The sequence below is a fragment of the Pseudomonas sp. JDS28PS106 genome (genome assembly GCF_036706555.1).
Classification (GTDB): domain Bacteria; phylum Pseudomonadota; class Gammaproteobacteria; order Pseudomonadales; family Pseudomonadaceae; genus Aquipseudomonas.
Window position 1 is genome coordinate 85,445 of record NZ_JBAJGT010000002.1, and the last position, 23,329, is coordinate 108,773.

The following is a 23,329-nucleotide window of genomic DNA, read 5'->3' on the forward strand; positions in this document are numbered from 1 at the left end:
GTCGGCATTCTACGGATATTGAAATGTGTGTCAACGGCTTTTTTCCCTAAGCGACTGAAAAAACGTATTTTTCAGCGGATGTCCGCCGAGCGCGTCTCCAGGCAAAAAGGACGGGGACGCGCTCGGCGAGACCAGACTCAGGCCGCTGCCTCGTACAGTTTCGGCGCGGTGGTCTCCCCGCTTTCCAGACTGCGTCTCAGGCTCTGCGCCTGCAGTGCCGCGGCATCCATGGCTTTCTCCTTGATGTAGCCATAGCCACGGATACGCTCAGGCAGTCGCGCCAGCGCCAGCGCGGTATGACGGTTACGCGCTTCAAGATGGCGCAGGATCAGTTCCACATCAGCGACGTAGTGTGCGATCAGCTCACGCTCATGACGTCGTTCCTTGCCATAGCCGAACGGATCCAGCGGCGTACCGCGCAAGAAGCGTAATTTCGCCAGGACGCCAAAGGCCTTGAGCATCCAGGGCCCGAAGCTGCGCTTGCGCGGCTGGCCGGTAGCGGGATCGGGCCTGGCCAGCCAGGATGGCGCAAGGTGGAATTGCAGGCTGTAGTCGCCTTCGAACCGCGTTTCCAGTTCTCGGATGAAATCACCATTGGTGTACAGCCGCGCGACTTCGTATTCGTCCTTGTACGCCAACAGCTTGAAGTAGTTGAACGCCACCGCTTCCGTCAGCGCCAGCGGCTGCCCGGGAAAGCTCTGCGATTCGGCTTGCCGGACACGTTCGACCAGATCCGAATACCGTTTGGCATAAGCGCGCCCTTGATAAGCGCGTAGCGTCTCGACGTTATTCGCGACGCGCTGATCAAGCGTCAGTTCGACAGGGGTCTGCTGCCCTTGCGGCCGGGCCAGCGCTTCGACCGCCGGCAAGTCATGGGCGGCCCTGCGGCCCCAGACGAACGCCTGGCGATTCAGCGAGACGGCAACGCCGTTCAATTCGATGGCCTTTTCGATCGCCGCCGCGCTCAACGGTATGAGGCCCAGCTGATAGGCGTAGCCCAGCATGAACAGGTTGCTGGCGATGCTGTCGCCCAGAAGCCGCGTGGCAAGGTCGGTGGCCTCGACGAAGTGAGTCTTCTCCGCGCCGACGGCGTCGATCAGGGTCTGTTTCATGGCCTGCGCGGGAAATACTGCATCGGGATTGCGGGTGAATTCGGCGGTCGGGGTCTGCTGACTGTTGACCACCGCGTGGGAAATCGCGGCGTCCAGCTTGGCGACCGCATCGGGGCCGGAAGAAACCAACAGGTCACAGCCCAACAGCAGATGGGCTTCGCCCGCAGCGATACGTACCGCGAACAGATCGTCCTGACGCTCCGCAATACGGATGTGGCTCACCACAGGGCCGAACTTCTGGGCCAGGCCCGCCTGGTCGAGCACGCTGCACCCCTTGCCTTCGAGGTTCGCCGCATAGCCGAGCATCGCTCCAACCGTGGTCACGCCGGTGCCGCCCACCCCCGGCAGCAGGATGTTGTAGGGCCGGTCGAGCGACGGCAGGCGAGGCTCGGGCAGTGCGCCGAACTCCACGCCGCCTGCCGCAGGGGCGGGCTTGCGCAGCTTGCCGCCATGCACGGTCACAAAACTCGGGCAGAAGCCTTCGACACAACTGAAGTCCTTGTTGCACGCGCTCTGGTCGATCTCACGCTTGCGTCCCTGAGCGGTTTCCCTGGGAAGCACCGACAGACAGCCCGACTTGGTGCCGCAGTCACCACAACCTTCACAGACTGCGGCGTTGATCATGACCCGCTTGTCGACATCGGCCAGCGAGCCGCGCTTGCGGCGCCGACGTTTTTCGGTCGCGCAGGTCTGTTCGTAGATGATCACTGAGACGCCCTTGAACTCCCGTAGCTCGCGCTGCACGGCATCCAGATCGCGTCGGTGGTGGAAGCTGGTGATGGGCGCGAACCCGGCCTTGTCGACATGCTTGTCGGGGTCGTCTGACACCAGCGCGATGCGCCGCACGCCTTCATCGAATACCTGACGGCTGAGCTGATCGACGCGCAGTACGCCGTCAATAGGCTGGCCGCCGGTCATGGCCACCGCATCGTTGTACAGAATCTTGTAAGTGATATTGACGCCGGAAGCGACAGCGGCCCGGATCGCCAGATGACCCGAATGGAAATAAGTCCCGTCGCCCAGGTTCTGGAACACATGGGGCGTTTCGGTGAACGGCGCCTGGCCAATCCAGGTCACGCCCTCGCCGCCCATCTGGGTAAAGGTGTCGGTGGCGCGGTCCATCCAGATGGTCATGTAATGACAGCCGATGCCCGCCAGGGCACGGCTTCCCTCGGGTACGCGGGTCGAGGTGTTGTGCGGGCAGCCCGAGCAGAAGTGCGGGGTCCGCTGGGTATTGAACAACGGGTCTTGCAGAGCCTTTTCCTTGTCGGCCAGGAACCGCAGGCGCGCTTCGATCTGTGGGCTGCTGTAGAACGGCGCGAGGCGTTTGGCAATGACCCGGGCGATCATCGCCGGGGTCAGCTCGCCCAGGTTGGGCAGCAACGACTGACCCTGCTCGTCGAATTCGCCGACCACCACCGGGCGACGGTCCACCGGCCAGTTGTAGAGCTGACCGGTCAGTTGGTCTTCGATGACGCTGCGCTTTTCTTCGACCACCAGAATCTCGTCCAGCCCCTGGGCGAAATCATGCACGGACACCGGCTCCAGCGGCCAGCTCATGCCGACCTTGAGCAGGCGAATGCCGACTTCGGCACACTTCTGCTCATCGATTCCCAGCTCTTCGAGCGCCTGACGGACGTCCAGATATGACTTGCCGGTGGTCACGATTCCCAGACGGGGCTGCGGCGAATCGAGCACGACCCGGTTGAGCTGATTGACCCGGGCGAAGGCCCGCGCCGCGTAGATCTTGTAGGTATTGAGCCGGGCTTCCTGAGCCAGCGGCGGGTCCGGCCAGCGAATGTGCAGGCCGCCTTCAGGCAGCTGAAAGTCTTCGGGTATCCGGGTCTGCATACGCAGCGGGTCCACTTCCACCACCGCCGAGGAGTCGACGTTCTCGGCGATGGTTTTCATCGCTACCCAGCAACCGCTGTAACGTGACAGTTCCCAGCCGATGATGCCGTAGTCAAGGATTTCCTGGACGTCGCACGGGTTGAGCACCGGCATCATCGCCGCGATGAATGCATGTTCGCTCTGGTGCGCGATGGTGGAGGACTTGCAGCCATGATCGTCGCCGGCAAGGACCAATACCCCGCCGTTCTCGGCGACGCCGGCCGAGTTGCCGTGCTTGAAGACATCGCCACAGCGGTCGACCCCCGGGCCCTTGCCGTACCACATAGCAAAGACGCCATCGTACTTGCCCTGTGGAAACAGATTGACCTGCTGGCTGCCCCATACCGCAGTTGCGGCGAGCTCTTCGTTGACCCCGGGCTGGAAATGAATGGCGTTCTGTTGCAGGTATTCCTTGGCGTCCCACAGGCTCTTGTCGAGGTTGCCCAGCGGCGAACCCCGATAGCCGGAGATGAATCCCGCGGTATTGAGCCCCCGCGCTTCGTCGCGCTGCTTTTGCAGCATGGGTAGCCGGGTCAGCGCCTGCGTACCGGTCAGGTACAGGTTTCCGGTGGCGAGCCGGTATTTGTCGTCCAGACGAATATCTGCCAGTGACATACGGATACCTCTGTTGTTTTTATTGGCGGTGGCGCGTGCGCCGGGACGGTCGGCCCGGCAGTCCTGACAATAGACTGCCTGTAGAAAACAGGCTTTTTCTTTCTAAAATCCAAAACATCTGCTGATATTGAGCATGTTTTCTTCGATAAAAATAAAAAACAGGGACAAATCATGCAGCTCAAGCTCAGCCCTATCGACCGCCGGATCCTGCGCCTGCTCCAGCACGACGCCAATCTGTCGGCCGCCGAAATCGCCGAGCGGGTCGAACTCTCCCAGTCACCCTGCTGGCGGCGGATTCACAGGCTTCAAGAGGAAGGGGTGATCGAACGCACGGTGGCCTTGCTCGATGCACAGAAGCTTGGTCTGGGAATGACAGTGTTCGTCAACGTCAAGCTTTCGGGCCATGGACGTCGCTATCTGGCGGAATTCGAGAACGCGATCATCGGCCACCCCGAGGTCCTGGAGTGCTACACCATGGCCGGCGAGATGGATTTCATGCTCAAGGTCATCGCCCAGGATATTTCCGGGTACGAACGCTTTCTGCGGGACCACCTGCTGCAACTGCCTCATGTGCAGGAAGCGCACTCGAATATCGCGATGAGTACGGTCAAGCGCACCACCGAATTGCCGTTGGGCTAAGCAGTGTGGTCAGGAAGGGGGCTGGAGGCGGGGTCAGACAATTCTTTCTATCGAGCGTAGAAAAAGGTTTGACTTGCAAATGATAATGATTACTATTGCATCAGCCGGTCGCGAGACTGGCTGGATAAGCCAGGGGCTTAGGTCGCCCCCGGATTATCTCCTCATCAGGCTAATCACGGTTTTTGACCCGGCTCTTTTGCCGGGTCTTTTTTTGCTTTCGTTTTGGTTCCGCTGCTTCAGGCTAATGAAGTCTTGTGGTGACGCCTGCCGCGCATCATAACAAAACGACCTGACAAGTCAGGCTATCTGCGATGTCAAACAGGTCAGGCGTCCGGTTTTTTACGCAACAGAAAGCCATTTTTACTTGAGAATGATTCTCGTGTGCACTATGCTGCATTCGTCATGGACGCAGCCTATCGACTCGAGGAGCACTTTCTATGGAAGATCAGCGGGAGCACAGCATGAGCACTTCACTCGCATCATTGTTGCATCTGCCCTCTCACAGCGGCGGGGCCGAGGCTACTGCGCAATCCAGAGCCCTGAGTCGGCGCCTGGCAAAACTATCGCGCCGTACTCGGCAGGTATTTCTGCTCAGCCGTCTCGATGATTACTCCTACGCGCAGATCGCCAGCCTCCTGGAAATCGACGTTCCGAAAGTCGAGCGCGACATGGCTCGCGTCCTGCGTCATGCACAGCGACACGAGGCGCAACCGGACGACCCGGTGCAGGAGCAGGCCAATCGCTGGTACGTTCATTTGCAGAGCCCGGCGGCGACCGCCAGCCAGCGTATCGAGTTTCGTCACTGGCTGGATGCCGACGCGGCTCACCTGACGGCGTTTCAGGTCAGCGAACACTCCTGGCGTCAGCTTCGCGCCCCAGCGGCCCTGCTCGGCGCAACCGGCTGGCATCACCGCAAACGGCGCGCCGGGCTGCTGTGGTGCGTCCTGGCGGCGTTCGTCTGCGGTCTGATGATGACCGCGGAAGCTTTCAGCTGATTTGATCCAAATGCGTCGCATTTCTGCCGATCTGCCCTGTAGGAGCCAGCTTGCCGGCGGTTTGCAATGCAACCTGTGTTGGGGTATCGCCAGCAAGCTGGCTCCTACAGGGTGCGCCTTACACATTGCTCTCGTGCGTCAGCTCAGCAGTCACGGATGCCACCCTCCGAGTTCACAACTGTTCGGTGTAGAGTAGCCGCTTGCTCCGGCACTCAACCTGAACAGGAACCTACCGTGACCCTCTCCATCAGCGCAGATTTCGACAGCGGCAACATTCAGGTACTCGACGCCAGCGACCGTGAACGCGTGACGCTGGCCATCCGGCCTGACGTCGCAAGCGCTCACTTCCAGTGGTTTCATTTTTGCGTCGAAGGACTCGAAATCGGCGAGGATCACCATTTCAGCCTCGTCAATGCCAGCGAATCGGCGTTCAACAGTGCCTGGACGGGCTATAACGCGGTAGCGTCGTACGATCATCAGCACTGGTTTCGGGTCCCGTCGAACTTCGATGGCAAGGCGCTCAATTTCAGCCTGGCTCCGAGCGAGAACCGGGTCTGGTTCGCCTACTTCGAACCCTACCCGCGCGAGCGTCATGCGTGGCTGATCAAGCAGGCCCTCGCGCAACCCGGCATCCAGTGCCTGGCGACCGGGCGCAGCGTTGAAGGTCGCGACATCCCGTTGCTGCGCAAGGGCGACGGCGCACCGGGCAAACGCAGGATCTGGATGATTGCCCAGCAGCATCCCGGAGAGCACATGGCCGAATGGTTCATCGAAGGCGTGATCGACCGGCTGCAGCGCAATGACGATCCCGTCATCGTCGAGCTGCTGGCCCGCGCCGATCTCTACCTGGTGCCGAACATGAATCCCGACGGCGCTTTCCACGGCAACCTGCGGACCAATGCGCGGGGCAAGGATCTCAACCGCGCGTGGCAGGACAGCAGCGAAGCGCTCAGTCCCGAAGTGTTCTTTGTCCAGCAGCAGATGGAGCACCATGGCGTCGACATGTTTCTGGACGTGCACGGCGATGAAGAAATTCCCTACGTATTCACCGCCGCCTGCGAAGGCAATCCCGGCTATACGCCGCATCAGGAACAGTTAGAGGCTCACTTCCGTCGCAGGCTGGGTGAAATCACCGTGGACTTCCAGAGCGTTCACGGCTACCCCCGCAGCGCCCCGGGCCAGGCCAACATGAACCTGGCATGCAACAGCGTCGGCGAGCGCTACCAGTGCCTGTCACTGACGCTGGAAATGCCCTTCAAGGACAACGACAACGCGCCAGACCCACACACCGGCTGGAACGGCAAACGTTCGGCGCAACTGGGCCGAGACGTGCTGACCGTATTGTCGGAAATGGTGCCTCTGTTGCGACCTTGACCGGGATCTCGCGCGAATGGTGACGTTCGCGCGAGCCTGGCCGCCCGTCACCCGTTATCATGGCGACTTTTTTCCAGACCAGGCCCTCTCTCATGCATACCCTCGCAGACCTGCGTGCCGGCAGACTCGCCGGCATCAAACGCCTGGACCTGTCCTGCGGGCTGACCGACTTCCCGCCGGAAATATTCGAGCTTGCCGACTCGCTGCAAGTCCTGAACCTGAGCGGTAACGCTCTGGACAGCCTGCCCCATGACCTGCACCGCCTGCATCGGCTCGAAGTGCTGTTCGGCTCCGATAACCGGTTCAATGAGCTGCCGGCCTGCATCGGTCAGTGCCAGCGACTGCGCATCGTCGGATTCAAGGCCAACCGGATTCAGCACGTACCGGCCGAGGCGCTGCCGCCTGCCTTACGCTGGCTGATCCTGACCGACAATTGGATCGAGTCGCTGCCCGATGAACTGGGCAAGCGAACGCAGCTGCAGAAGCTGATGCTGGCGGGCAATCGCCTGACGCGCCTGCCTGATCTGTCGGCCTGCCACCAGCTTGAGCTGCTGCGGATCTCGGCCAATCGTCTGACCAGCCTGCCCCACTGGTTGCTCAACCTGCCCGCGCTGGCCTGGCTGGCGCATGGCGACAATCCGTTGAGCAGGCCACCGGTTCAGAGGGCAATTCGAGAGATTCCCTGGGAAGACCTGCATCTGGAGCAACGCCTGGGCGAAGGCGCTTCCGGGGTCATTCAGCAGGCGCGGTGGAACGCCGAATCGGGACCGCTGCCGGTCGCGGTCAAACTGTACAAAGGCGAGGTGACCAGCGATGGCTCGCCGCTGAACGAAATGGCGGCCTGCATCGCCGCCGGCGCTCATCCGCAACTGATCGGCGTGCTAGGCCGGATCGACCGGCATCCGCAAGCGACTCGCGGGCTGGTGATGGAGCTGATCGCGCCGACGTTCTCCAATCTCGCCGGGCCGCCCAGCCTGGACTCCTGCACGCGAGACGTCTATCGAGCAGATCTGCGCATCGCACTTGGGGTACTGCTGCGGCTGGCAACCGATATCGCCTCGGTCACGGCGCACCTGCACACACAGGGCATTACCCATGGCGACCTGTATGGACACAATATCCTGTGGGAGCCGGACGGCCGTTGCCTGCTGGGAGACTTCGGCGCTGCGTCCTTTCTGCCCGAGCCCGCCTCAGGGTCCGAAGCGAGCCTCGCGCTGCAGCGCATCGAAACCCGGGCCTACGGAATACTGCTGGGCGAGTTACTGGACAGGTGTGAACGCCCGACCGGAGAAACCGGGCCTCTGGATCAGCTACGCCAGCTGGAGCGGGACTGCACCCAGGCCGACGTCGAACGCCGTCCAGCGATGCCGGAGGTCGCCCGCCGTCTGCGGGCAATGAGCATTTGATCCGTCCGTCGCCCATTGCCCGGTCTGCTGCCTCTGTGCGGCAGATCGCGAGCAAGCTCGCTCCTACACCGTGGGAGCCAGCTTGCTGGCGATGAATGATGAGGCGATCTACCTGACACACCGCACCCGCGGCCACCTCGACAGGTGTCCGCGGGCTGTGCGGGCGCCTTCTTAACCGGCCAGACCGACGTAGACGTTCTGCACGTCGTCATGGTTGTCGATGGCTTCGAGGAAGGCCTCGACTTCCGCCATCTGCTCGTCGCTCAGGCCGTCGACCGTGCTCTTGGGGCGGTAGCCCAGTTGCGCCGACTGCACCGTGAAACCGAATTCAGGCAGCTGCTTGCAGACCGCGTCCATGTCGGTCGGCTCGGTGAGGAACAGCGTAACGCCGTCCTCTCCCGGCTCGCAGTCCTGGGCACCGGCTTCGATGGCGGCTTCGTCCGGGTCAGCGTCCGGCGAGGTCGGCACCGCTTCGATCATGCCCTGATACAGGAAGTCCCAGGAAACCGAGCCCGCCGCGCCCAGCTGGCCCTTGCGGAACAGCACGCGGATTTCCGACACGGTGCGGTTGATGTTGTCGGTCAGGCATTCGACGATCACTGGCACCCGGTGCGGCGCGAAACCTTCGTAGGTCAGGCGCTCGAAGGTGACGCTGTCGCCCAGCAGTCCGGCGCCCTTCTTGATTGCACGCTCCAGGGTTTCACGCGGCATCGAAGCCTTTTTGGCCTGCTCGACGACCAGGCGCAGGCGCGAGTTCATGTCGGGGTCGGCACCTGAGCGCGCAGCGATCATGATTTCCTTGGACAGCTTGCCGAAAATCTTGCCCTTGGCATTGGCTGCCGCTTCTTTATGCTTGACCTTCCACTGTGCGCCCATGTTCTGCTCTCTTGATCCGTAGGCCTCGCCGTCGGCATCCGCATCAGGTGCGAAAGTCGGCGACGACGAAGCGCTGAAAAATGGTTACCGATGATGACGCCTCGGCCGCGCGCATTTTATACGCGCTGGCGCCAGATGAAACCCCTGAGGCCGTCGATCGCTCCTGCCAGAGTTTTCATGCGTGCCCTCACCCCGCGATTCGTTTTGATTTGTAGGCATTTTCCGAATTGTCGCTCACGCACGCTGTTCTCCCGCCGCATCTCGTACTCTGCGCACCTTCATGTCAAGGAGCGAGAACCTGTATGCACGACAACCAGCCGATGCCTGTCACCCTGGCGATTGCCGATTGCCGGCTGGAACTGCGGGTCCTGGGTTTCCGGGGACGGGACGGCCTGAACGAGGTGTATCGCTATGACATCGATCTGATCGCAAATGATCCTCATACGGACGTCTCGGACTGGGCAGGACGCACTGCCTTTCTCGGTTTCGGAACGGCGGACCACGGGATTCACGGCCAGATTCAACAGGCCGTTCAGCTTTATGCCGGGACCTGCCAGAGTCATTATCGACTCACTCTCGCGCCCGGACTGCAGCGCCTGGAACAGCGTCGTCGGCGCCGCGTGCACACCAATCTCACGACTCCGGGCCTCATCGCTCGCCTGCTGGACGAGCACGGCCTGGAGAACTGTGATTATGCGTTCGACAGGCTGACCGGGCTTTATCCCCTCCTGGCCGTACGGGTCCAGTATGACGAGACCGATCTACAGTTTCTGTGCCGGATCTGCGAAGAAGAAGGCATACACTTTCGCTTCGAGCACAGCCGCCAACGGCATCGTCTGGTGTTCGCCGACGACCCAGCCAGTTTCGCCGAACATTCGTCGCCACTGCGCTTTGATCCGGACAGCGGCGAGCCGGCGTTGCGGCATTTCGCGCAGCATTGGTCAGCCGCCTGCGTGGCGGCGCCGATGCCCGTCGGCACCCCGGACACGGAAGCTTTGACGTCATCCGAGTTCGACGCCTGCATCGTGAATTCTGCGCTCAACGAAACAATCGATATGGCCGACGCGCCTCATCTTGCCGATATCGACCGGGGCCTGCAGCGGCAGCGCGCCATGCGCGAACTCGAACGGCTGCGCTGCGCGCGGTACCGGGTGCGCGGCGCCAGCGACCAGCCTGACCTGCGTAGCGGGATGGTCGTTCAGGTCCTGGACCACCCGCAAGCCTTGCTCAACGACCAGTGGCTGACCACCGGCGTTGAACACCGTCTTGCCCGATTCGAGGTACTCGAAGGCCTGGACCCTCATGACATTGCCGCCATTGTCGCCGGCGTCCAGCAAGGCTCGTCGGATTGGGACGACGGCGCCCCACCCCAGGGATATCGCAACCGTTTCGAGGCCCTGCCCTGGGCCATGACCTTTCGCCCTCGGCTCGAACACCCTGGGCCGCGGGTGCACGGCGAACAGCCGGCCACGGTCATGAACGCCCCGCTCGATGATCCAGGGCTGGTATCGGTGCGTTACGACTGGCAGACGGTCCAGCCACCTGGGTCAACTTCGGCATGGCCGCTGGCGCAAGTGCTGCGCGGCACGCAGACCGATCTCGCTACCCTGCCCCCGGGCGCGCGGGTGCTGGTAGCGCATCTCGACGGTGATCCGCAGCGCCCCGTCATCTGTGGTCTCGAAGCCGAACAGGAGCGCTCGACGCCCCTGCAGATTCGTCTGGATGGAGTGGACGTTTGCGCGTCGCAGGCCGTCGTGAGCGCCGCCAGCGGTCAGCGCCTGCAGGTTCGCGCACGGCACACACTGCGCTTTCAGAGCGCGCACGGCACAGTCGAGCTTTCCGAGCGTGGTATTCAATTGAATGGAATGCCCGCCGTACGGCTGTCTGCCTGGCAGCCGGAACCCGGCGCGGGCCCCGACCTGCGGCTGAGCCTCCAGGCGGGTCCGCAAGGTGAGCCCCTGGCCGACTGCGCCTGGTACATCGTCCGCATGGCTCAGCCCGGCCTGGAGCATCTACCGAGAATCGATCCGCGCCATATCCTGTTCGAAGGCACAACCGACGCCCAAGGCTACCTCGGTCTGAGCGCCACTCAGCGCCGGACCCTGGCAACCCTGTATAACGCCGAGCCCCAAACGTTGTGCCTGGTTTATCCCGGGCACTGCCTGACGCTGCGCGCCTGGTTTCAGCAGAACTGGACCGAGCGGCAGCGCCGGGCTTTTAGGCTCAACAGCCTTTGAACTGCGGCTCGCGCTTTTCGATGAAGGCCTGCATGCCTTCCTTCTGGTCCTGGCTGGCAAAGGCCGCATGGAAAACTCGACGCTCGAAACGGACACCCTCGGCCAGCCCGACCTCGAAAGCCCGGTTGACGCTCTCCTTGACCATCATCGCCACCGGCAGCGATTTGGCGGCAATGCTTGCCGCGGCAGCCAGCGCTTCCTCCAGCAGACGTTCGACCGGTACCACACGGGCCACCAGGCCGGCGCGTTCCGCTTCGTCGGCATCGATCAGCCGGCCGGTCAGGCACATATCCATCGCCTTGGCCTTGCCCACCGCCCGGGTCAAGCGCTGGGTGCCGCCCATGCCCGGCAACACTCCCAGATTGATCTCGGGCTGGCCGAACCGCGCGTTATCCGCGGCCAGAATGAAATCGCACATCAGCGCCAGTTCGCACCCACCGCCCAGGGCGAAGCCGGCGACTGCCGCGATCATCGGCTTGCGCCGGGCCGCCACGCGATCACTCTCGGCGAACAAGTCGTCAAGATAGATCTGCGGATAGACCAGATCCGCCATTTCCTTGATATCGGCGCCCGCCGCGAATGCCTTGGCCGATCCGGTGAGCACGATGCAGCCGACGCCCGGATCTCGCTCCAGTGCGTCGAGCGCGTGATTAAGCTCGTCGATCAGCTGCGCGTTCAGCGCGTTGAGCGCCTTGGGGCGGTTGAGGGTCAGCAGTGCCACCCGGCCCTGGCGCTCCAGAAGAAGGGTCTCGTAACTCATGCAAGGGTTCCTGTTCAGACTGATTGACCGTGGCGCACGGGTAACATCGCCCGCGCGCTCACTGTCCATGTCACATCAAAGCACTTCGATTGCCATTGCCGTCGCCTCGCCACCACCGATGCAGATGGCGGCGACACCCCGCGTCAGCCCGCGACGCCGCAGGGCCGCCAGCAGGGTCACTAGGATGCGCGCGCCCGACGCACCCACCGGATGGCCCAGCGCACAGGCCCCGCCATGCACGTTGACCTTGTCATGCGACAGTTCCAGACGCTTCATCGCCACCATCGGCACCACCGCGAAGGCTTCGTTGATTTCGAACAGATCGACGTCGTCCACGGTCCAGCCTGTCTTGGGCAGCAGACGCTGGATCGCACCGATCGGTGCTGTGGTGAACAGCCCCGGCTCGTCGGCGAACGCCGCGTGCCCGACAATTTTCGCCAGGGGTTTCAGACCACGGCGCGACGCCTCGGACAGACGCATCAACAGCAGTGCGGCGGCGCCATCGGAGATGGAGCTGGAGTTGGCCGCAGTGACGGTTCCGTCCTTGCGGAACGCAGGCTTGAGGGTGGGAATCTTGTCGGGACGGGCCCGTGGAGGCTGTTCGTCATGACGAATCTCCCGGGTTTCCTTGCCGATGGTGGCCTGGACCGGAACGATTTCCTCGTCGAACCAGCCGTTCTCGATCGCCGCCTGGGCGCGGGTCAGGGACGCCATGGCGTAGGCATCCTGAGCCTCGCGATCAAAGCCGTTGGCCTGCGCGCAGTCTTCGGCATAAGTGCCCATCAGACGACCCGGCTCGAATGCATCCTCCAGTCCGTCGAAGAACATATGGTCCAGCACCCGGCCGTGGCCCATGCGGTATCCGCCGCGAGCCCGGTCCAGCAGGTAAGGCGCATTCGACATGCTCTCCATGCCGCCGGCTACCACGACCCTCGCGCTGCCGTTGATCAACAGGTCGTGGGCAAGAATCGCAGTCTGCATCCCCGAGCCGCACATTTTGTTGACTGTCGTGCACAGGGTCGCGGTGCCCAGCCCTGCTCCCAGCGCCGCCTGCCTGGCCGGCGCCTGACCGAGACCCGCCGGCAGCACGCAGCCGAACAGAACCTCTTCGACAGCGCCCGGCTCGATGCCGGCGCGCTCCACGCAGCCCTGGATGGCCGCCGACCCCAGGCGCGTCGCGCTGAGGCTTTGCAGTTCCCCCTGGAATCCGCCCATCGGGGTGCGGGCGGCACTGACGATGACGACCGGGTCGGTCTGCTGCTGTTCAAGGGCCATGGTTCACCTCCTGACGATTGTTATTATTGGCATCGCACAGATCATCGACCCGCAGGCTGCGTCGGGCAATGGTCAGATTGGGCAGATTAGCGGGTATTTGAGCGAAGGCGAGCGGCCACGGCCGCGAATATCCGCGCGCGGCTGTGGTCAGAGCGCATATTGCCCCTGGAGCCGCAGAAGATGACCGGTTTTGTCCGCTTGTTATGCACAATGGCCGCTGTACTGGCCTTGACCGCCTGTGCGCTGTTCCCCAACCGCGACCCGCTGAATATCAACGTGGTCGGTATCGATCCGCTTCCTGGCCAGGGGCTGGAGGTGCGAATGGCGGTCAGGCTGCGGTTGCAGAACCCCAATGAGACGACCATCGAATACAGCGGCGTGGCGCTGGAGCTGGACGTGAACGACCGGTTGCTGGCGTCGGGCGTGAGCGATCAGCAAGGCACCATCGGCAGGTTTTCGGAAGTCGTGCTGGTGGTGCCGGTCAGCGTCTCGGCCTTCGCGGCCTTGCGTCAGGCGGTGGGCCTGACGGAGACCGGGCGCCTGGACAACCTGCCTTATACGCTGCGTGGCAAGCTGGCGGGCGGCGTCTTCGGCACGATGCGGTTCGAAGACAGCGGCACGCTGAGCCTGCCGCGAGGCTATGGCAGCGGCTACTGACGGGACTCTGGTAAAGGGACTCTGGTACCGGGACCCTAGCGGGCCGCCGCCATCAGACGATTGACTTCACTGCGCACCATATTGGCGTATTCGGGCGGACTCATGGCATCCAGTTCGGAGCGAACCCACTCCGACCACTTGCCCTTGCGCTTGCCGCGCTCCGCCATCAGCCGGGCCGCTTCGCCCTTGGCCTTGCCCAGGTTGCTCTGCCACAGCTCGAACAGACGGGATTTTTCGTCCTCGATGGCGGCGCGCTCAGGAAGAGACCGATTGGCCAGATTGAAACTCATACGATCACCTGTAACTGAAAACTTCGCCATGTTACACCGCCGCGTGCCATGACTGAACGCCTGCGCCAACCGACCGCGAGACCGCCGTGCAACTTTTCACGGGTTCGTGGACTCCATTGGTCACTTACGCCATCAACTGAAGGAAAAACACCATGGCCCGTAACACCACTGCCAAGAACGCCGCCGACCAGATCAAGGATCAGGCGTTCAGCGAGCTGCAGGCGCTGATCGAAGAATCGGACAAACTGCTCAAGGACAGCTCGACCCTGGTGGGCGAAGAAGCCGAAACCCTGCGCGCTCAGGTCAGCCTCAAACTGCGTCAGGCAATGGACTCGGTCGCCAGCGTGCGCGAAAAGACCAAGCCCGTCGTCGAAGCGACTGAAAACTACATCGGCGTGCATCCGTGGCAGACCGTTGCGGCCTCGGCTGGCTTCGGACTGATCGTCGGCCTGCTGCTGGGTCGTCGTTGATCGTTCGGCATGGCAGGCCGGTATCAGGCCGGTCCGTCATGCCGCAGGGTCATTCGGCGCGCCGAACAACCGAAGGCTCCGCCAGCCGGTGTGACTTGGCGACCTTGGCCTGCAGCGCGACGCGCTGTTCTTCCGCCGCCGCCTGACTCTCATACGGCCCTACCTGCATCTGCTGCTTGCCGTCCACCACCACGATGACCGGCGCATAGCCACGCTCCAGCAACCAGGCACTGATATCGCTGACCGCCTCGCGGGAGTTCATCTGGATGAACCACTTGCCGCTCGCTGTCGCAGGGTCCTGCTCGGCCTGTCGAATCGGGGCCGGCGGTTGCGATGAAGCTGACTGCGAACTCTTGGAGCTACCTGCATCGCAGCCTGCCAGCGCCAGCACTGCCATGATCATTACCGTTTTGCGCACGAACGTCTGCTCCTCGTCTGAAGTGGCGCGAGTCTAGCACTGCCGCCCGGCGATGTGCCGAGGTGCGTCGTGGTGCCGCGGGCGCGGCAGCCGTGTAATCGAGGATAACGCCCGCACATCGGGCTTGGGCCACGCCGCCTGATCCTGTAATGAAATATTTCCTGGCGCTGATTCCCGCTGCCCGCGCCTGTCTGTCACTGCGGGTCAGAGTGTGAAGCTTGAAGCTCGTTATTCCGAACTGTCTATGCTCTGCCAAGGCGAAGCTGCCGTCGTGATGATCAACAGGAGTCCGTCAATGTGCAATCGCAACCCGCTGCAGTGCATCATCCCGCCGTATATCCTCGAACACATGGCGCTATCGGGGCAGGCCGTCCCCAGGGCGCGGGCAATCGTCAACCTCGCCAGCAGCTCGGCATTCGTGGCCTCGCGCCTGACCGCGCGGGTCATGCCCACCCTGCTGGCCGTGCAGTCTCCCGACGGAAACCGCCACAGGATGGTCTACGACGCCCAGGGCACCGACCGTCTGCCCGGTGTCCTCAAGCGCTCCGAAGGTGACCGGCCGACCGGTGACCCGGCGCTGGACGAAGCCTTCGATGGCTCGGGGGATGTCTATGACTTCTTTCTTGAACTGTTCGGCCGCAACTCTCTGGATGACGCGGGCATGAGCCTGGTGTCGACGGCGCATGTGGCCGAAGTCGGATTCGACGGGGATTTCGTGCCGCTGAGCAACGCCTACTGGAACGGCAGCCAAATGGCCTACGGCGATGGCGATGGCGTGGTGTTCAACCGTTTCACCAGCAGCCTGGAGGTCATCGGCCACGAACTGACCCACGGCGTCCAGGCGTTTACCTCCAATCTCGTCTACCAGGGTCAGCCGGGTGCGCTGAACGAGCACTTCGCCGATGTGTTCGGCATCCTTGTACGCCAGTGGAAACAAGGCACCAGCGCGGAACAGTCCAGCTGGTTGATCGGCAGCGAACTGCTGGTGCCCGCCCCCACCCGCCGCGGGATCCGGGACATGGAAAACCCTGGCACCGCGTACAACGACGACCCCGATCTGGGCGACGATCCGCAACCGGCGCACATGGCCGATATCTATACCGGTCCCAAAGACCGCGGCGGCGTGCATATCAATTCTGGCATTCCGAACCGTGCCTTCGTGCTGGCTGCCAAGGCGCTGGGTGGCAATGCCTGGGAAGCGGCCGGAAAAATCTGGTATGAAACCCTGCTGCAATTACCGTCGGACTGCTCGTTCGTTGAATGCGCCCAGGCGACCGTCAGAGTGGCCGCCGATCCTCGCTTCGGCCCGTCCGCGAAAAAAGCCGTGCAGACGGCTTGGAAAACGGTTGGTATAGACATCTAAGCCACAGGAGATCGTGATGAGAGTGTGTCTGGTGCAATCCGGCGGGTTCGTCGGAGCGATCAAAAGGTGCGAGGTCGACACCACCACCCTCGACCGGCCCGAAGCCGAGCGCGTGCACCGACTGGTCGAGGAAAGCGGTCTGCGCCAATCGGGCCAGAGGTTTTCCGAGGTCGCCACCGATCTCAGGCAATACGAGCTGACGATTGAAGACGACACGCGGGCGGTGTGCCTGACCTTCGATGACCACAACGTCCCCCAGTCGGCGCGGCAGCTGCTGGGGTATTTGCAGAAGCGTGGCGGAGCCGGTCGATAGGGCCTTGTGGGAGCCAGCTTGCTGGCGATGACGGCGATGCGGTCCTACCTGGTCCACCGCAGGCCAGATAGCTGCCGCTTCACGGCAGATCGCCAGCAAGCTGGCTCCTACGGGACGGTGGGCGGCATAATGGCCCGATGATACTGAACCCCGCCATCCGGCCGCGGTCCATGCTTGAGATGTGGCGATCAAGCACAAAAACATGCCATGGCAGCATTAAACAGGTATCTTCCCGTGCCGTCCGCCTACCCTACCACTGCATTAACGGCATCCATGACGACCGAGCCTTCCACAGCCCCCGACCAAGGCCTGCTCATTTGCGAGCATTGCGACTCGCTTTATGAGGCCTTGCCGCTCCAGCGCGGCGAATCGGCCCATTGCCTGCGCTGTCACGCCTTGCTGGGTCGCGGTCATCGATTGAGCATCGAACAGTTGCTCGCGCTAACCATCGCCGCGGCGTTGTTCTTTCTGTTCGCCAATCTGTTCCCGGTGATCAGCATCAACATGAAAGGCCTGACCAACGAGGTCACGCTGTGGGAATCGGTGGAAGCCCTCGCCCAGGGGCGCATCACCCTGATCGCCCTGGTGGCCGGTCTTGCAATCATCTTCGCGCCGCTGTTGCAGATCGCCCTGCTCTTCTGGGTACTGATCCATGCCCAGCAAGGCGTGATCGCGCCCGGTTTCAGAACCTGCATGCGCGCGCTAGAGCATCTGCGGCCCTGGAGCATGCTGGAGGTATGCATGCTCGGGGTACTGGTGGCGATCATCAAACTCTCGGGCATGCTCGATGTGCACCCGGGCGTGGGCCTGTGGGCCATGGCGATGCTGATGGTGTTGATTCTGCTGATTGCCAATCGTGACATCCGGCGTCTCTGGGACGAACTGGGGGTTCGTCCGCAATGAACGGGATTCCCTTTGCCCGGGAACGCAAGCTTGCCCTCTGCCATATCTGCGGCTACGCCTGCGATGAACAGGCCACCTGCTGCCCGCGCTGCGACTCGGCCGTACACCGGCGCAAGCCCAACAGCCTTGCGCGTACCTGGGCGTTTCTGATCGCGGGGCTGATCTTCTACGTGCCGGCCAACCTGTTACCGGTGATGTACACCTCGCTACTGGGCAACAGCAGCGAGAACACCATCATGAGCGGCGTGATCGAGTTTTTCGAAAGCGGCTCATGGGATATTGCCATCCTGATCTTCATTGCCAGTGTCGTGGTACCCGGCATCAAGTTTCTGGTCCTGGGCATGCTGCTGATCACCTGCCAGCGTCGCAGCCGCTGGGCGATGGTGGAGCGGGCGCGCCTGTACCGTTTCGTCGAGCTGATCGGCTACTGGTCGATGCTCGATGTGCTGGTCGTCGCGCTGGTCGCGTCTCTGGTGCAATTCCGCGAGCTGAGCACGATCGAACCGCGGATCGGTATTCTGTTTTTTGGTCTGGTAGTGGTGATGACGATGTTCGCCGCCATGAGTTTCGATCCCCGGCTTATCTGGGACGCAGAGGTTGAAGATGTCTGAAAATAATCCTCCCCACCACCCCGTGACGCCCGCGCGCCCGGAGGTCAAGCGCCGTCGGGTGCGCGTCTCGCTGATCTGGCTGGTGCCCATCGTGGCGGGGATCATCGGTCTGTCCATGGCGTTTCACGACTGGATGAACCTGGGCCCGCGCATCACCGTGAGCTTCCTGACCGCCGAGGGTCTGGAGGCCAACAAGACCCAGGTCAAATACAAGAACGTGGTGATCGGCATGGTGACCGACATCAGCCTGAGCGACGACCGTACCCACGTGCTCGCCACCATCGAGCTGAACAATACCGCCGGCCCGTTCACTCGTGTCGACAGCCAGTACTGGGTGGTGCGTCCGCGGATAGGCGCCCATGGCGTGTCCGGCGTCGATACGTTGCTGTCCGGCGCATTCATCGGTTCCGATCCGGGCAGTTCCGAGGACACCAAGAGCGATTTCACCGGACTGGAAACACCGCCCCCCGTCACCTTTGGCGAAAAGGGCAAGCGTTTTACCCTGCATACCGATGACCTTGGTTCGCTGGACATCGGCTCGCCAGTGTATTTCCGCCGCATTCAGGTCGGTCAGGTCGTTTCCTACAACCTGTCGCAGGATGGCAAGGGCGTCGACCTGCAGATCTTCATCAATTCGCCCAACGACCAGTTCATCACCACCGATACGCGTTTCTGGAATGCCAGCGGCGTGGACGTGTCCGTGGGCGCTACAGGGCTGAAGGTCAACACCCAGTCGCTGACTTCAATCCTGTCGGGCGGCATCGCCTTCCGCGAGCCGAACTGGAGCCCCAACGCGGTGCCGGCCGAAGAAAACGCAGAGTTCAAGATCTTCGACGACCAGACCACCGCCATGGCACCGCCCGATGGAGAGCCGATCTACGTGCGCATGCGCTTCAACCAGTCGCTGCGCGGGATGGCGGTCAATTCGCCGGTCGAGTTCGTCGGCGTGAACATCGGCCGCGTGGTGTCGGTGGATCTGGACTACGACCCGGCGACCAAGTCGTTCCCAGGCATCGTCGGTGCGGTGATTTATCCGGACCGGCTGGGTATTGCGCAATCGAAGATCGAACAGCTGGCGGGCAGCGGCAGCGAGGAAGAGAAATCGGCCCGGGTGCTGGGCATGTTCGTCAACAATGGTCTGCGCGCCCAGGCGCGCACCGGCAATCTGCTGACCGGGCAGTTGTACATCGCTCTGGACTTCGAGCCACGCGCCGGCAAGGTCGCGTTTAATCCCAAGGCCCGGCCGATGGAAATCCCGACCGTGCCCGGCAGCTTCGACAAGCTGCAGGAGCAGCTGCAGGCCTTCGTCGACAAGGTCAGTCGCCTGCCTCTGGACGAACTGGCCGGCAACCTCAACGGCAGCCTGAGCGAACTGCAGAAGACCCTCAAGCAGGTCAACGGCAGCGTATTGCCGCAGATGCGCGGCACGCTTGAGCAGGCGCAGAAGACCCTCGGCACCGCCAACGAATCTCTGGCGGACGACTCGCCGGCTCGCCAGCAGTTGGGCCATGCGCTTGAGGAAGTCCAGCGTACCGCCCGCTCCGTTCGGGTGCTGACCGACTTCCTCAGCCGTCACCCCGAAGCGCTGATCCGTGGCCGTACCAGCGAGGCCGCGCCCCGTTCGTTCAACGCGCCCCGTTCCTCCCGAGCCATCGACCTGGAAGCCAACCCATGATCCCGCGCCTCACATTTGCCGTACTGGCGGCCGCCCTTGGCCTGGTAGCCTGCTCGTCGCCCCAGACCAATTACTACACCTTGATCGCGCCGATGGATGGCGGCGCCCCGAATACCAGGCCGGCGCCCTTCCAGTTCGAAATGCTGCCGGTACTGATGCCGGTTCAGGTCGATCAGCCGCCGCTGGTCGTGCGTCAGGGCAATGGCAGCCTGGGTATTCTGGACACCGAGCGCTGGGGCTCGCCGCTCGGCGACGAGTTCCACGACGCCCTGACCGCGCAGCTGGAACAGCGCTTCGGCGGCCGCGACATGGCCGGTCTGCCCAAGGATGGCAGTCGGCCGGTGCTGTCGGTGCGCACGGACGTGCGCCGCTTCGAATCGGCGCCCAACGCCTATGCCATGACCGATGTGGTCTGGACCCTCAGCCTGCGCAATGGCGACGCGGTTCCGGGCAGCAAGCGCGCCAACCTGACCTGCAGCAGCGTGATCCGCGAACAGGCTGGGGAAGGCATGGATAGCCTGATCGTGGCGCATCAGAAAGCCGTGGCGCGTCTTGCCGACGAGATCGCCGAGACGGCCCGGGACTGGAGCCGTGACACCGCTGCCGGTTGCCGCTGACCCGTGCATCGAGGTGCGATGCACGCGTTCGACCTACCGCCCTCGCCAGACCCACTCATCTGGCGGGCTTCAACCTTCAGACTTATCCAAAACAGGTGTTGCAGATTCTTTTCAAATCCGCGTATATGTATAATGTGCCATCATCCCGCGGGATGAAATAAAAGTCATACCGGACATGTTATAGGCGCGCGCCCTGATTATTGGACCGACCCCGTTGTAGGCGGATGTGCCTGTTCCTTCCCTTAAAGTGCGGTACAGCCGGCATTGATCGGCAAGCGATTTCTTGAGGATAGAAAAATGACAGGCATAGGCCCCCGGTTGAAGCGGGAAAGGCTGCGACTCAAGCTGTCCCAGAGCGCGATGGGCGCCATCGGCGGCGTCGAGACCAACGCTCAGGGCAACTATGAAAACGGAATACGCTCTCCCCGAGCCGATTACCTCTCGCGGATTTCCGCGGCCGGGGTCGACGTCAGCTATGTGGTGACCGGCCATAGCCCGGAGCGCCCGGGTTTTGCCGACGGGCCTCTGGACCAGCACAGCCTGGAGCCACTGAGCCGGGCCATCAACCGGTTGCACGGCAGCCTGCACGATGTCAGCCAGAACCTCTATCACATGGCGCGTCTGGCGGAAGCTCGCGTACAGGCCGCGGATCTGGACAAGGCCCAGCTCGAACATATCAAGGGCGACGCCGAAGCCCTCACCATCGCCGCCGTGCGGCTGATCTACATGACCTCGCGCCTGGTCTGAGCGCGGGTTGCGGCTTGGCCCTGCCGACTGTCCGAGACACCCGCGACGCGCCCCTGAGCCATAGGGCGCCGACTATGCTCTAGGATTGTCAGCGAGCGCTCCCGACGCCGGGCCCCTGTAGCGCCGTGAGCCATACCAGGACTCACCTCGTTGCCCGATTCGCAGGTCAGGATCCTCGCATCCTCAATCTGCCATGACAGGAAACGACCCATGAACACTCTGGACCTGCAAGCGCTCAAAGAGCGTCAGAAGGAAGCCTGGGGCAGCGGCGATTACGCTGTGATCGGCACTACCCTGGCATTGACCGGCGAACTGCTGGCCGAAGCTTGCGACCTGCGCTATGACGAACGCGTGCTGGACGTCGCGGCGGGCAATGGCAATGCCACGCTGGCCGCCGCGCGGCGCGGTTGCGTGGTCACTTCAACCGACTATGTGCAAGGCCTGCTCGAACGCGGCCGTGAGAGAACCCGCGCTGAGCATTTCGATGTCACCTTTCGCGAAGCCGATGCCGAGAATCTGCCCGATGAGGACGCCAGCTTCGACGCCGTGCTGTCGACGTTCGGCGTCATGTTCACCCCCGATCAGCCGCGTGCGGCCGCAGAGGTGTGTCGGGTTTGCCGTCCCGGCGGGCGGATCGGCCTGACGTGCTGGACACCCGAGGGCTTCATCGGCCAGATGTTCAAGATTCTGGGCCGCTATGCGCCACTGCCGGCCGGCGTCGCTTCGCCGCTGATGTGGGGCGTGGAATCGCATCTGCACACGTTGTTCGACGGTAATGCCGGCCGTATCGATGTCACTCGGCGGATTTTCAACTTCCGTTACCGCTCGGCGGAGCATTTCGCGGAGATCTTCCGCCTCTGGTACGGCCCCGTGCACAAAGCCTTCGGCCGACTGGAGGAAGACCAGGCCAAGGCGCTGTATGGCGAACTGGTAGATCTGCTGGAACGCAGCAACCGGGCGGGGAGCAGCTCGCTGGTAGTACCGTCGGAGTATCTGGAAATCGTGGTTCAGCGAGCCTGACCGCGCCATGCCCCGGCGCGCGCGCCGGGGCACGTCAAGACGTTAGCGACGCTTCATGCGGTCGATGATGACCGCCAGCAGCAGAATGGTGCCGCGAATCACGTACTGGTAGAAGGTGTCGATGTTCTTGAGGTTCATGGCGTTTTCGATGATCGCCAGGATCAGCACGCCGGCGATGACATGACGGATCATGCCAATCCCGCCGCTGAGCGATACGCCGCCCAATACACAGGCTGAGATCACGGTCAGTTCGAAGCCCTGGCCGATCATTGGCTGGCCGGAAGTCATGCGCGATGCCAGGATCACGCCCGCCAGCGCACCGATCAGACCATGCACTGCGAAAATGATGATTTTGGTCCGGTCGACATGCACCCCGGCGAGCAACGCGGCTTCCTGATTGCCGCCAATTGCCATGGTGTTGCGGCCGTACGTGGTGTAATTCAGCAGCCAGCCGAAGAATACGAAGCAAGCGATGGTGATCAGGATCGGCACCGGCACGCCATAGAGCTGGCCGTTGCCGAACACGAAGAAGCCTTCGTTGGACACCCCGACCGCCTTGCCGTTGGAAAAGATGTAGGCCAGGCCGCGGACGATCTGCATGGTCGCAAGGGTCGTGATCAACGCGTTGATGCGCAGTTTAGCGATCACGATGCCATTGATCAGGCCGACCACCACGCCCATGGCCAGAGCGGCGCTGACGCCCAGCACCACGCTGTCGGTATCACGGATCACGATCCCGGCGATCACCCCCGCGCAGGCAAGGACCGAACCCACCGACAGGTCGAAGTGCCCCGAAGCCAGGCAATACAACATGGTGCAGGCGGCAATGCCGACGGTGGAGATCGCCAGGCCCAGCCCGCGCATGTTCAACGGCGACAGGAAGTTATCGATGAACACCGCGCACAGCACGAAGATGCCAAGTGCCGCCAGCAGCATGACCCACTCATCGACGAACCGGCGCAGGTTCAAGCCCTGCCGGGGAGCCCGCAGGCTTGTTTCGGTAGACATACGCACCTCTTTCTTGTTTTTCATTTTGAAGTTGTCGCGTTCAGGTCGAAGACGCCCC

The 23,329-nt window shown here is 62.7% G+C and carries 22 protein-coding genes; 15 read left to right on the forward strand and 7 right to left on the reverse strand.

Annotation, left to right across the window (positions count from 1 at the left end; genetic code table 11):
* Window positions 1-137 precede the first annotated feature (137 nt).
* Complete coding sequence (locus TRP66_RS03540; RefSeq protein ID WP_333399965.1) at window positions 138-3,617, reverse strand: indolepyruvate ferredoxin oxidoreductase family protein; 3,480 nt, start codon at window positions 3,615-3,617, stop codon at window positions 138-140.
* A 171-nt stretch (window positions 3,618-3,788) separates the two neighbouring features.
* Here TRP66_RS03540 and TRP66_RS03545 point away from each other — a divergent pair, with 171 nt between their 5' ends.
* The 4 genes from TRP66_RS03545 (at window position 3,789) to TRP66_RS03560 (ending at window position 8,031) form a co-directional block, all read left to right on the forward strand.
* The gene (locus TRP66_RS03545) at window positions 3,789-4,256 is read left to right on the forward strand and encodes an Lrp/AsnC family transcriptional regulator (RefSeq protein ID WP_333399966.1); all 468 of its coding nucleotides are present in this window, start codon (window positions 3,789-3,791) and stop codon (window positions 4,254-4,256) included.
* Window positions 4,257-4,717: 461 nt separating this feature from the next.
* Entirely contained in the window at window positions 4,718-5,251 is a 534-nt protein-coding gene (locus tag TRP66_RS03550) for a sigma factor-like helix-turn-helix DNA-binding protein (RefSeq protein ID WP_333399967.1), read from the forward strand.
* Between the two features lie 234 nt (window positions 5,252-5,485).
* Window positions 5,486-6,625 (forward strand): M14 family metallopeptidase, encoded by a 1,140-nt coding sequence (locus TRP66_RS03555; RefSeq protein WP_333399968.1) that lies wholly within the window; start codon window positions 5,486-5,488, stop codon window positions 6,623-6,625.
* Window positions 6,626-6,717: 92 nt separating this feature from the next.
* The gene (locus TRP66_RS03560) at window positions 6,718-8,031 is read left to right on the forward strand and encodes a leucine-rich repeat-containing protein kinase family protein (protein WP_333399969.1); all 1,314 of its coding nucleotides are present in this window, start codon (window positions 6,718-6,720) and stop codon (window positions 8,029-8,031) included.
* Between the two features lie 171 nt (window positions 8,032-8,202).
* Here the strand turns inward: TRP66_RS03560 and TRP66_RS03565 are convergent, their stop codons facing one another.
* Window positions 8,203-8,907 (reverse strand): YebC/PmpR family DNA-binding transcriptional regulator, encoded by a 705-nt coding sequence (locus TRP66_RS03565; RefSeq protein WP_333399970.1) that lies wholly within the window; start codon window positions 8,905-8,907, stop codon window positions 8,203-8,205.
* Window positions 8,908-9,209: 302 nt separating this feature from the next.
* Here TRP66_RS03565 and TRP66_RS03570 point away from each other — a divergent pair, with 302 nt between their 5' ends.
* The gene (locus tag TRP66_RS03570; protein ID WP_333399971.1) at window positions 9,210-11,144 is read left to right on the forward strand and encodes a type VI secretion system Vgr family protein; all 1,935 of its coding nucleotides are present in this window, start codon (window positions 9,210-9,212) and stop codon (window positions 11,142-11,144) included.
* On the opposite strand, the gene TRP66_RS03575 is transcribed toward TRP66_RS03570, so the two are convergent.
* Both TRP66_RS03575 and TRP66_RS03580 read right to left on the reverse strand, forming a co-directional pair.
* Window positions 11,131-11,904 carry an enoyl-CoA hydratase gene (locus TRP66_RS03575; protein ID WP_333399972.1) on the reverse strand — a complete coding sequence of 258 codons (774 nt, stop codon included), beginning with the start codon at window positions 11,902-11,904 and terminating at the stop codon, window positions 11,131-11,133. The two genes, TRP66_RS03570 and TRP66_RS03575, sit on opposite strands and share 14 nt — an antisense overlap.
* Before the next feature lie 75 nt (window positions 11,905-11,979).
* On the reverse strand, window positions 11,980-13,179 hold the full coding sequence (locus TRP66_RS03580) for an acetyl-CoA C-acyltransferase (RefSeq protein WP_333399973.1): 1,200 nt from the start codon (window positions 13,177-13,179) through the stop codon (window positions 11,980-11,982).
* A gap of 180 nt (window positions 13,180-13,359) precedes the next feature.
* Between TRP66_RS03580 and TRP66_RS03585 the strand changes: the two genes are divergently transcribed.
* Entirely contained in the window at window positions 13,360-13,836 is a 477-nt protein-coding gene (locus tag TRP66_RS03585; RefSeq protein WP_333399974.1) for an LEA type 2 family protein, read from the forward strand.
* A 35-nt stretch (window positions 13,837-13,871) separates the two neighbouring features.
* On the opposite strand, the gene TRP66_RS03590 is transcribed toward TRP66_RS03585, so the two are convergent.
* Window positions 13,872-14,126: a hypothetical protein gene (locus tag TRP66_RS03590; protein WP_333399975.1), complete on the reverse strand. Its 255-nt coding sequence runs from the start codon at window positions 14,124-14,126 to the stop codon at window positions 13,872-13,874.
* A 152-nt stretch (window positions 14,127-14,278) separates the two neighbouring features.
* On the opposite strand from TRP66_RS03590, the gene TRP66_RS03595 reads away from it, so the two are divergent.
* Window positions 14,279-14,596 carry a DUF883 family protein gene (locus tag TRP66_RS03595; RefSeq protein WP_333399976.1) on the forward strand — a complete coding sequence of 106 codons (318 nt, stop codon included), beginning with the start codon at window positions 14,279-14,281 and terminating at the stop codon, window positions 14,594-14,596.
* Window positions 14,597-14,645: 49 nt separating this feature from the next.
* Here the strand turns inward: TRP66_RS03595 and TRP66_RS03600 are convergent, their stop codons facing one another.
* Entirely contained in the window at window positions 14,646-15,014 is a 369-nt protein-coding gene (locus TRP66_RS03600) for an SPOR domain-containing protein (protein ID WP_333399977.1), read from the reverse strand.
* A gap of 295 nt (window positions 15,015-15,309) precedes the next feature.
* Here TRP66_RS03600 and TRP66_RS03605 point away from each other — a divergent pair, with 295 nt between their 5' ends.
* From TRP66_RS03605 to TRP66_RS03640, 8 genes are all read left to right on the forward strand, one after another.
* Window positions 15,310-16,377 (forward strand): M4 family metallopeptidase, encoded by a 1,068-nt coding sequence (locus tag TRP66_RS03605; protein ID WP_333399978.1) that lies wholly within the window; start codon window positions 15,310-15,312, stop codon window positions 16,375-16,377.
* Between the two features lie 16 nt (window positions 16,378-16,393).
* Window positions 16,394-16,690 carry a protealysin inhibitor emfourin gene (locus TRP66_RS03610; protein ID WP_333399979.1) on the forward strand — a complete coding sequence of 99 codons (297 nt, stop codon included), beginning with the start codon at window positions 16,394-16,396 and terminating at the stop codon, window positions 16,688-16,690.
* A 273-nt stretch (window positions 16,691-16,963) separates the two neighbouring features.
* On the forward strand, window positions 16,964-17,593 hold the full coding sequence (locus tag TRP66_RS03615; RefSeq protein WP_333400325.1) for a paraquat-inducible protein A: 630 nt from the start codon (window positions 16,964-16,966) through the stop codon (window positions 17,591-17,593).
* Window positions 17,590-18,204, forward strand: coding sequence for a paraquat-inducible protein A (locus TRP66_RS03620; protein WP_333399980.1), 615 nt, complete (start codon window positions 17,590-17,592; stop codon window positions 18,202-18,204). The genes TRP66_RS03615 and TRP66_RS03620 overlap by 4 nt, the downstream gene beginning before the upstream one ends.
* Window positions 18,197-19,879, forward strand: a complete 1,683-nt coding sequence (locus TRP66_RS03625) for a PqiB family protein (RefSeq protein WP_333399981.1) — start codon at window positions 18,197-18,199, stop codon at window positions 19,877-19,879. Before TRP66_RS03620 ends, TRP66_RS03625 begins: the two co-directional genes overlap by 8 nt.
* The gene (locus TRP66_RS03630; RefSeq protein WP_333399982.1) at window positions 19,876-20,496 is read left to right on the forward strand and encodes a PqiC family protein; all 621 of its coding nucleotides are present in this window, start codon (window positions 19,876-19,878) and stop codon (window positions 20,494-20,496) included. The genes TRP66_RS03625 and TRP66_RS03630 overlap by 4 nt, the downstream gene beginning before the upstream one ends.
* Before the next feature lie 297 nt (window positions 20,497-20,793).
* Entirely contained in the window at window positions 20,794-21,243 is a 450-nt protein-coding gene (locus TRP66_RS03635; protein ID WP_333399983.1) for a helix-turn-helix domain-containing protein, read from the forward strand.
* A 210-nt stretch (window positions 21,244-21,453) separates the two neighbouring features.
* Window positions 21,454-22,263 (forward strand): class I SAM-dependent methyltransferase, encoded by an 810-nt coding sequence (locus TRP66_RS03640; protein ID WP_333399984.1) that lies wholly within the window; start codon window positions 21,454-21,456, stop codon window positions 22,261-22,263.
* A 42-nt stretch (window positions 22,264-22,305) separates the two neighbouring features.
* On the opposite strand, the gene araH is transcribed toward TRP66_RS03640, so the two are convergent.
* Window positions 22,306-23,271: an L-arabinose ABC transporter permease AraH gene (araH, locus tag TRP66_RS03645; protein WP_333399985.1), complete on the reverse strand. Its 966-nt coding sequence runs from the start codon at window positions 23,269-23,271 to the stop codon at window positions 22,306-22,308.
* Window positions 23,272-23,329 lie beyond the last annotated feature (58 nt).

What these genes read in the sequence shown, in the direction of transcription:
- TRP66_RS03540 (WP_333399965.1), bottom strand. Translation starts at nt 3,617, where the DNA reads ATGTCACTGGCAGATATTCGTCTGGACGACAAATACCGGCTCGCCACC.
- TRP66_RS03545 (WP_333399966.1), top strand. Translation starts at nt 3,789, where the DNA reads ATGCAGCTCAAGCTCAGCCCTATCGACCGCCGGATCCTGCGCCTGCTC.
- TRP66_RS03550 (WP_333399967.1), top strand. Translation starts at nt 4,718, where the DNA reads ATGAGCACTTCACTCGCATCATTGTTGCATCTGCCCTCTCACAGCGGC.
- TRP66_RS03560 (WP_333399969.1), top strand. Translation starts at nt 6,718, where the DNA reads ATGCATACCCTCGCAGACCTGCGTGCCGGCAGACTCGCCGGCATCAAA.
- TRP66_RS03565 (WP_333399970.1), bottom strand. Translation starts at nt 8,907, where the DNA reads ATGGGCGCACAGTGGAAGGTCAAGCATAAAGAAGCGGCAGCCAATGCC.
- TRP66_RS03570 (WP_333399971.1), top strand. Translation starts at nt 9,210, where the DNA reads ATGCACGACAACCAGCCGATGCCTGTCACCCTGGCGATTGCCGATTGC.
- TRP66_RS03575 (WP_333399972.1), bottom strand. Translation starts at nt 11,904, where the DNA reads ATGAGTTACGAGACCCTTCTTCTGGAGCGCCAGGGCCGGGTGGCACTG.
- TRP66_RS03580 (WP_333399973.1), bottom strand. Translation starts at nt 13,179, where the DNA reads ATGGCCCTTGAACAGCAGCAGACCGACCCGGTCGTCATCGTCAGTGCC.
- TRP66_RS03585 (WP_333399974.1), top strand. Translation starts at nt 13,360, where the DNA reads ATGACCGGTTTTGTCCGCTTGTTATGCACAATGGCCGCTGTACTGGCC.
- TRP66_RS03590 (WP_333399975.1), bottom strand. Translation starts at nt 14,126, where the DNA reads ATGAGTTTCAATCTGGCCAATCGGTCTCTTCCTGAGCGCGCCGCCATC.
- TRP66_RS03595 (WP_333399976.1), top strand. Translation starts at nt 14,279, where the DNA reads ATGGCCCGTAACACCACTGCCAAGAACGCCGCCGACCAGATCAAGGAT.
- TRP66_RS03605 (WP_333399978.1), top strand. Translation starts at nt 15,310, where the DNA reads ATGTGCAATCGCAACCCGCTGCAGTGCATCATCCCGCCGTATATCCTC.
- TRP66_RS03610 (WP_333399979.1), top strand. Translation starts at nt 16,394, where the DNA reads ATGAGAGTGTGTCTGGTGCAATCCGGCGGGTTCGTCGGAGCGATCAAA.
- TRP66_RS03615 (WP_333400325.1), top strand. Translation starts at nt 16,964, where the DNA reads ATGACGACCGAGCCTTCCACAGCCCCCGACCAAGGCCTGCTCATTTGC.
- TRP66_RS03620 (WP_333399980.1), top strand. Translation starts at nt 17,590, where the DNA reads ATGAACGGGATTCCCTTTGCCCGGGAACGCAAGCTTGCCCTCTGCCAT.
- TRP66_RS03625 (WP_333399981.1), top strand. Translation starts at nt 18,197, where the DNA reads ATGTCTGAAAATAATCCTCCCCACCACCCCGTGACGCCCGCGCGCCCG.
- TRP66_RS03630 (WP_333399982.1), top strand. Translation starts at nt 19,876, where the DNA reads ATGATCCCGCGCCTCACATTTGCCGTACTGGCGGCCGCCCTTGGCCTG.
- TRP66_RS03635 (WP_333399983.1), top strand. Translation starts at nt 20,794, where the DNA reads ATGACAGGCATAGGCCCCCGGTTGAAGCGGGAAAGGCTGCGACTCAAG.
- TRP66_RS03640 (WP_333399984.1), top strand. Translation starts at nt 21,454, where the DNA reads ATGAACACTCTGGACCTGCAAGCGCTCAAAGAGCGTCAGAAGGAAGCC.
- araH (WP_333399985.1), bottom strand. Translation starts at nt 23,271, where the DNA reads ATGTCTACCGAAACAAGCCTGCGGGCTCCCCGGCAGGGCTTGAACCTG.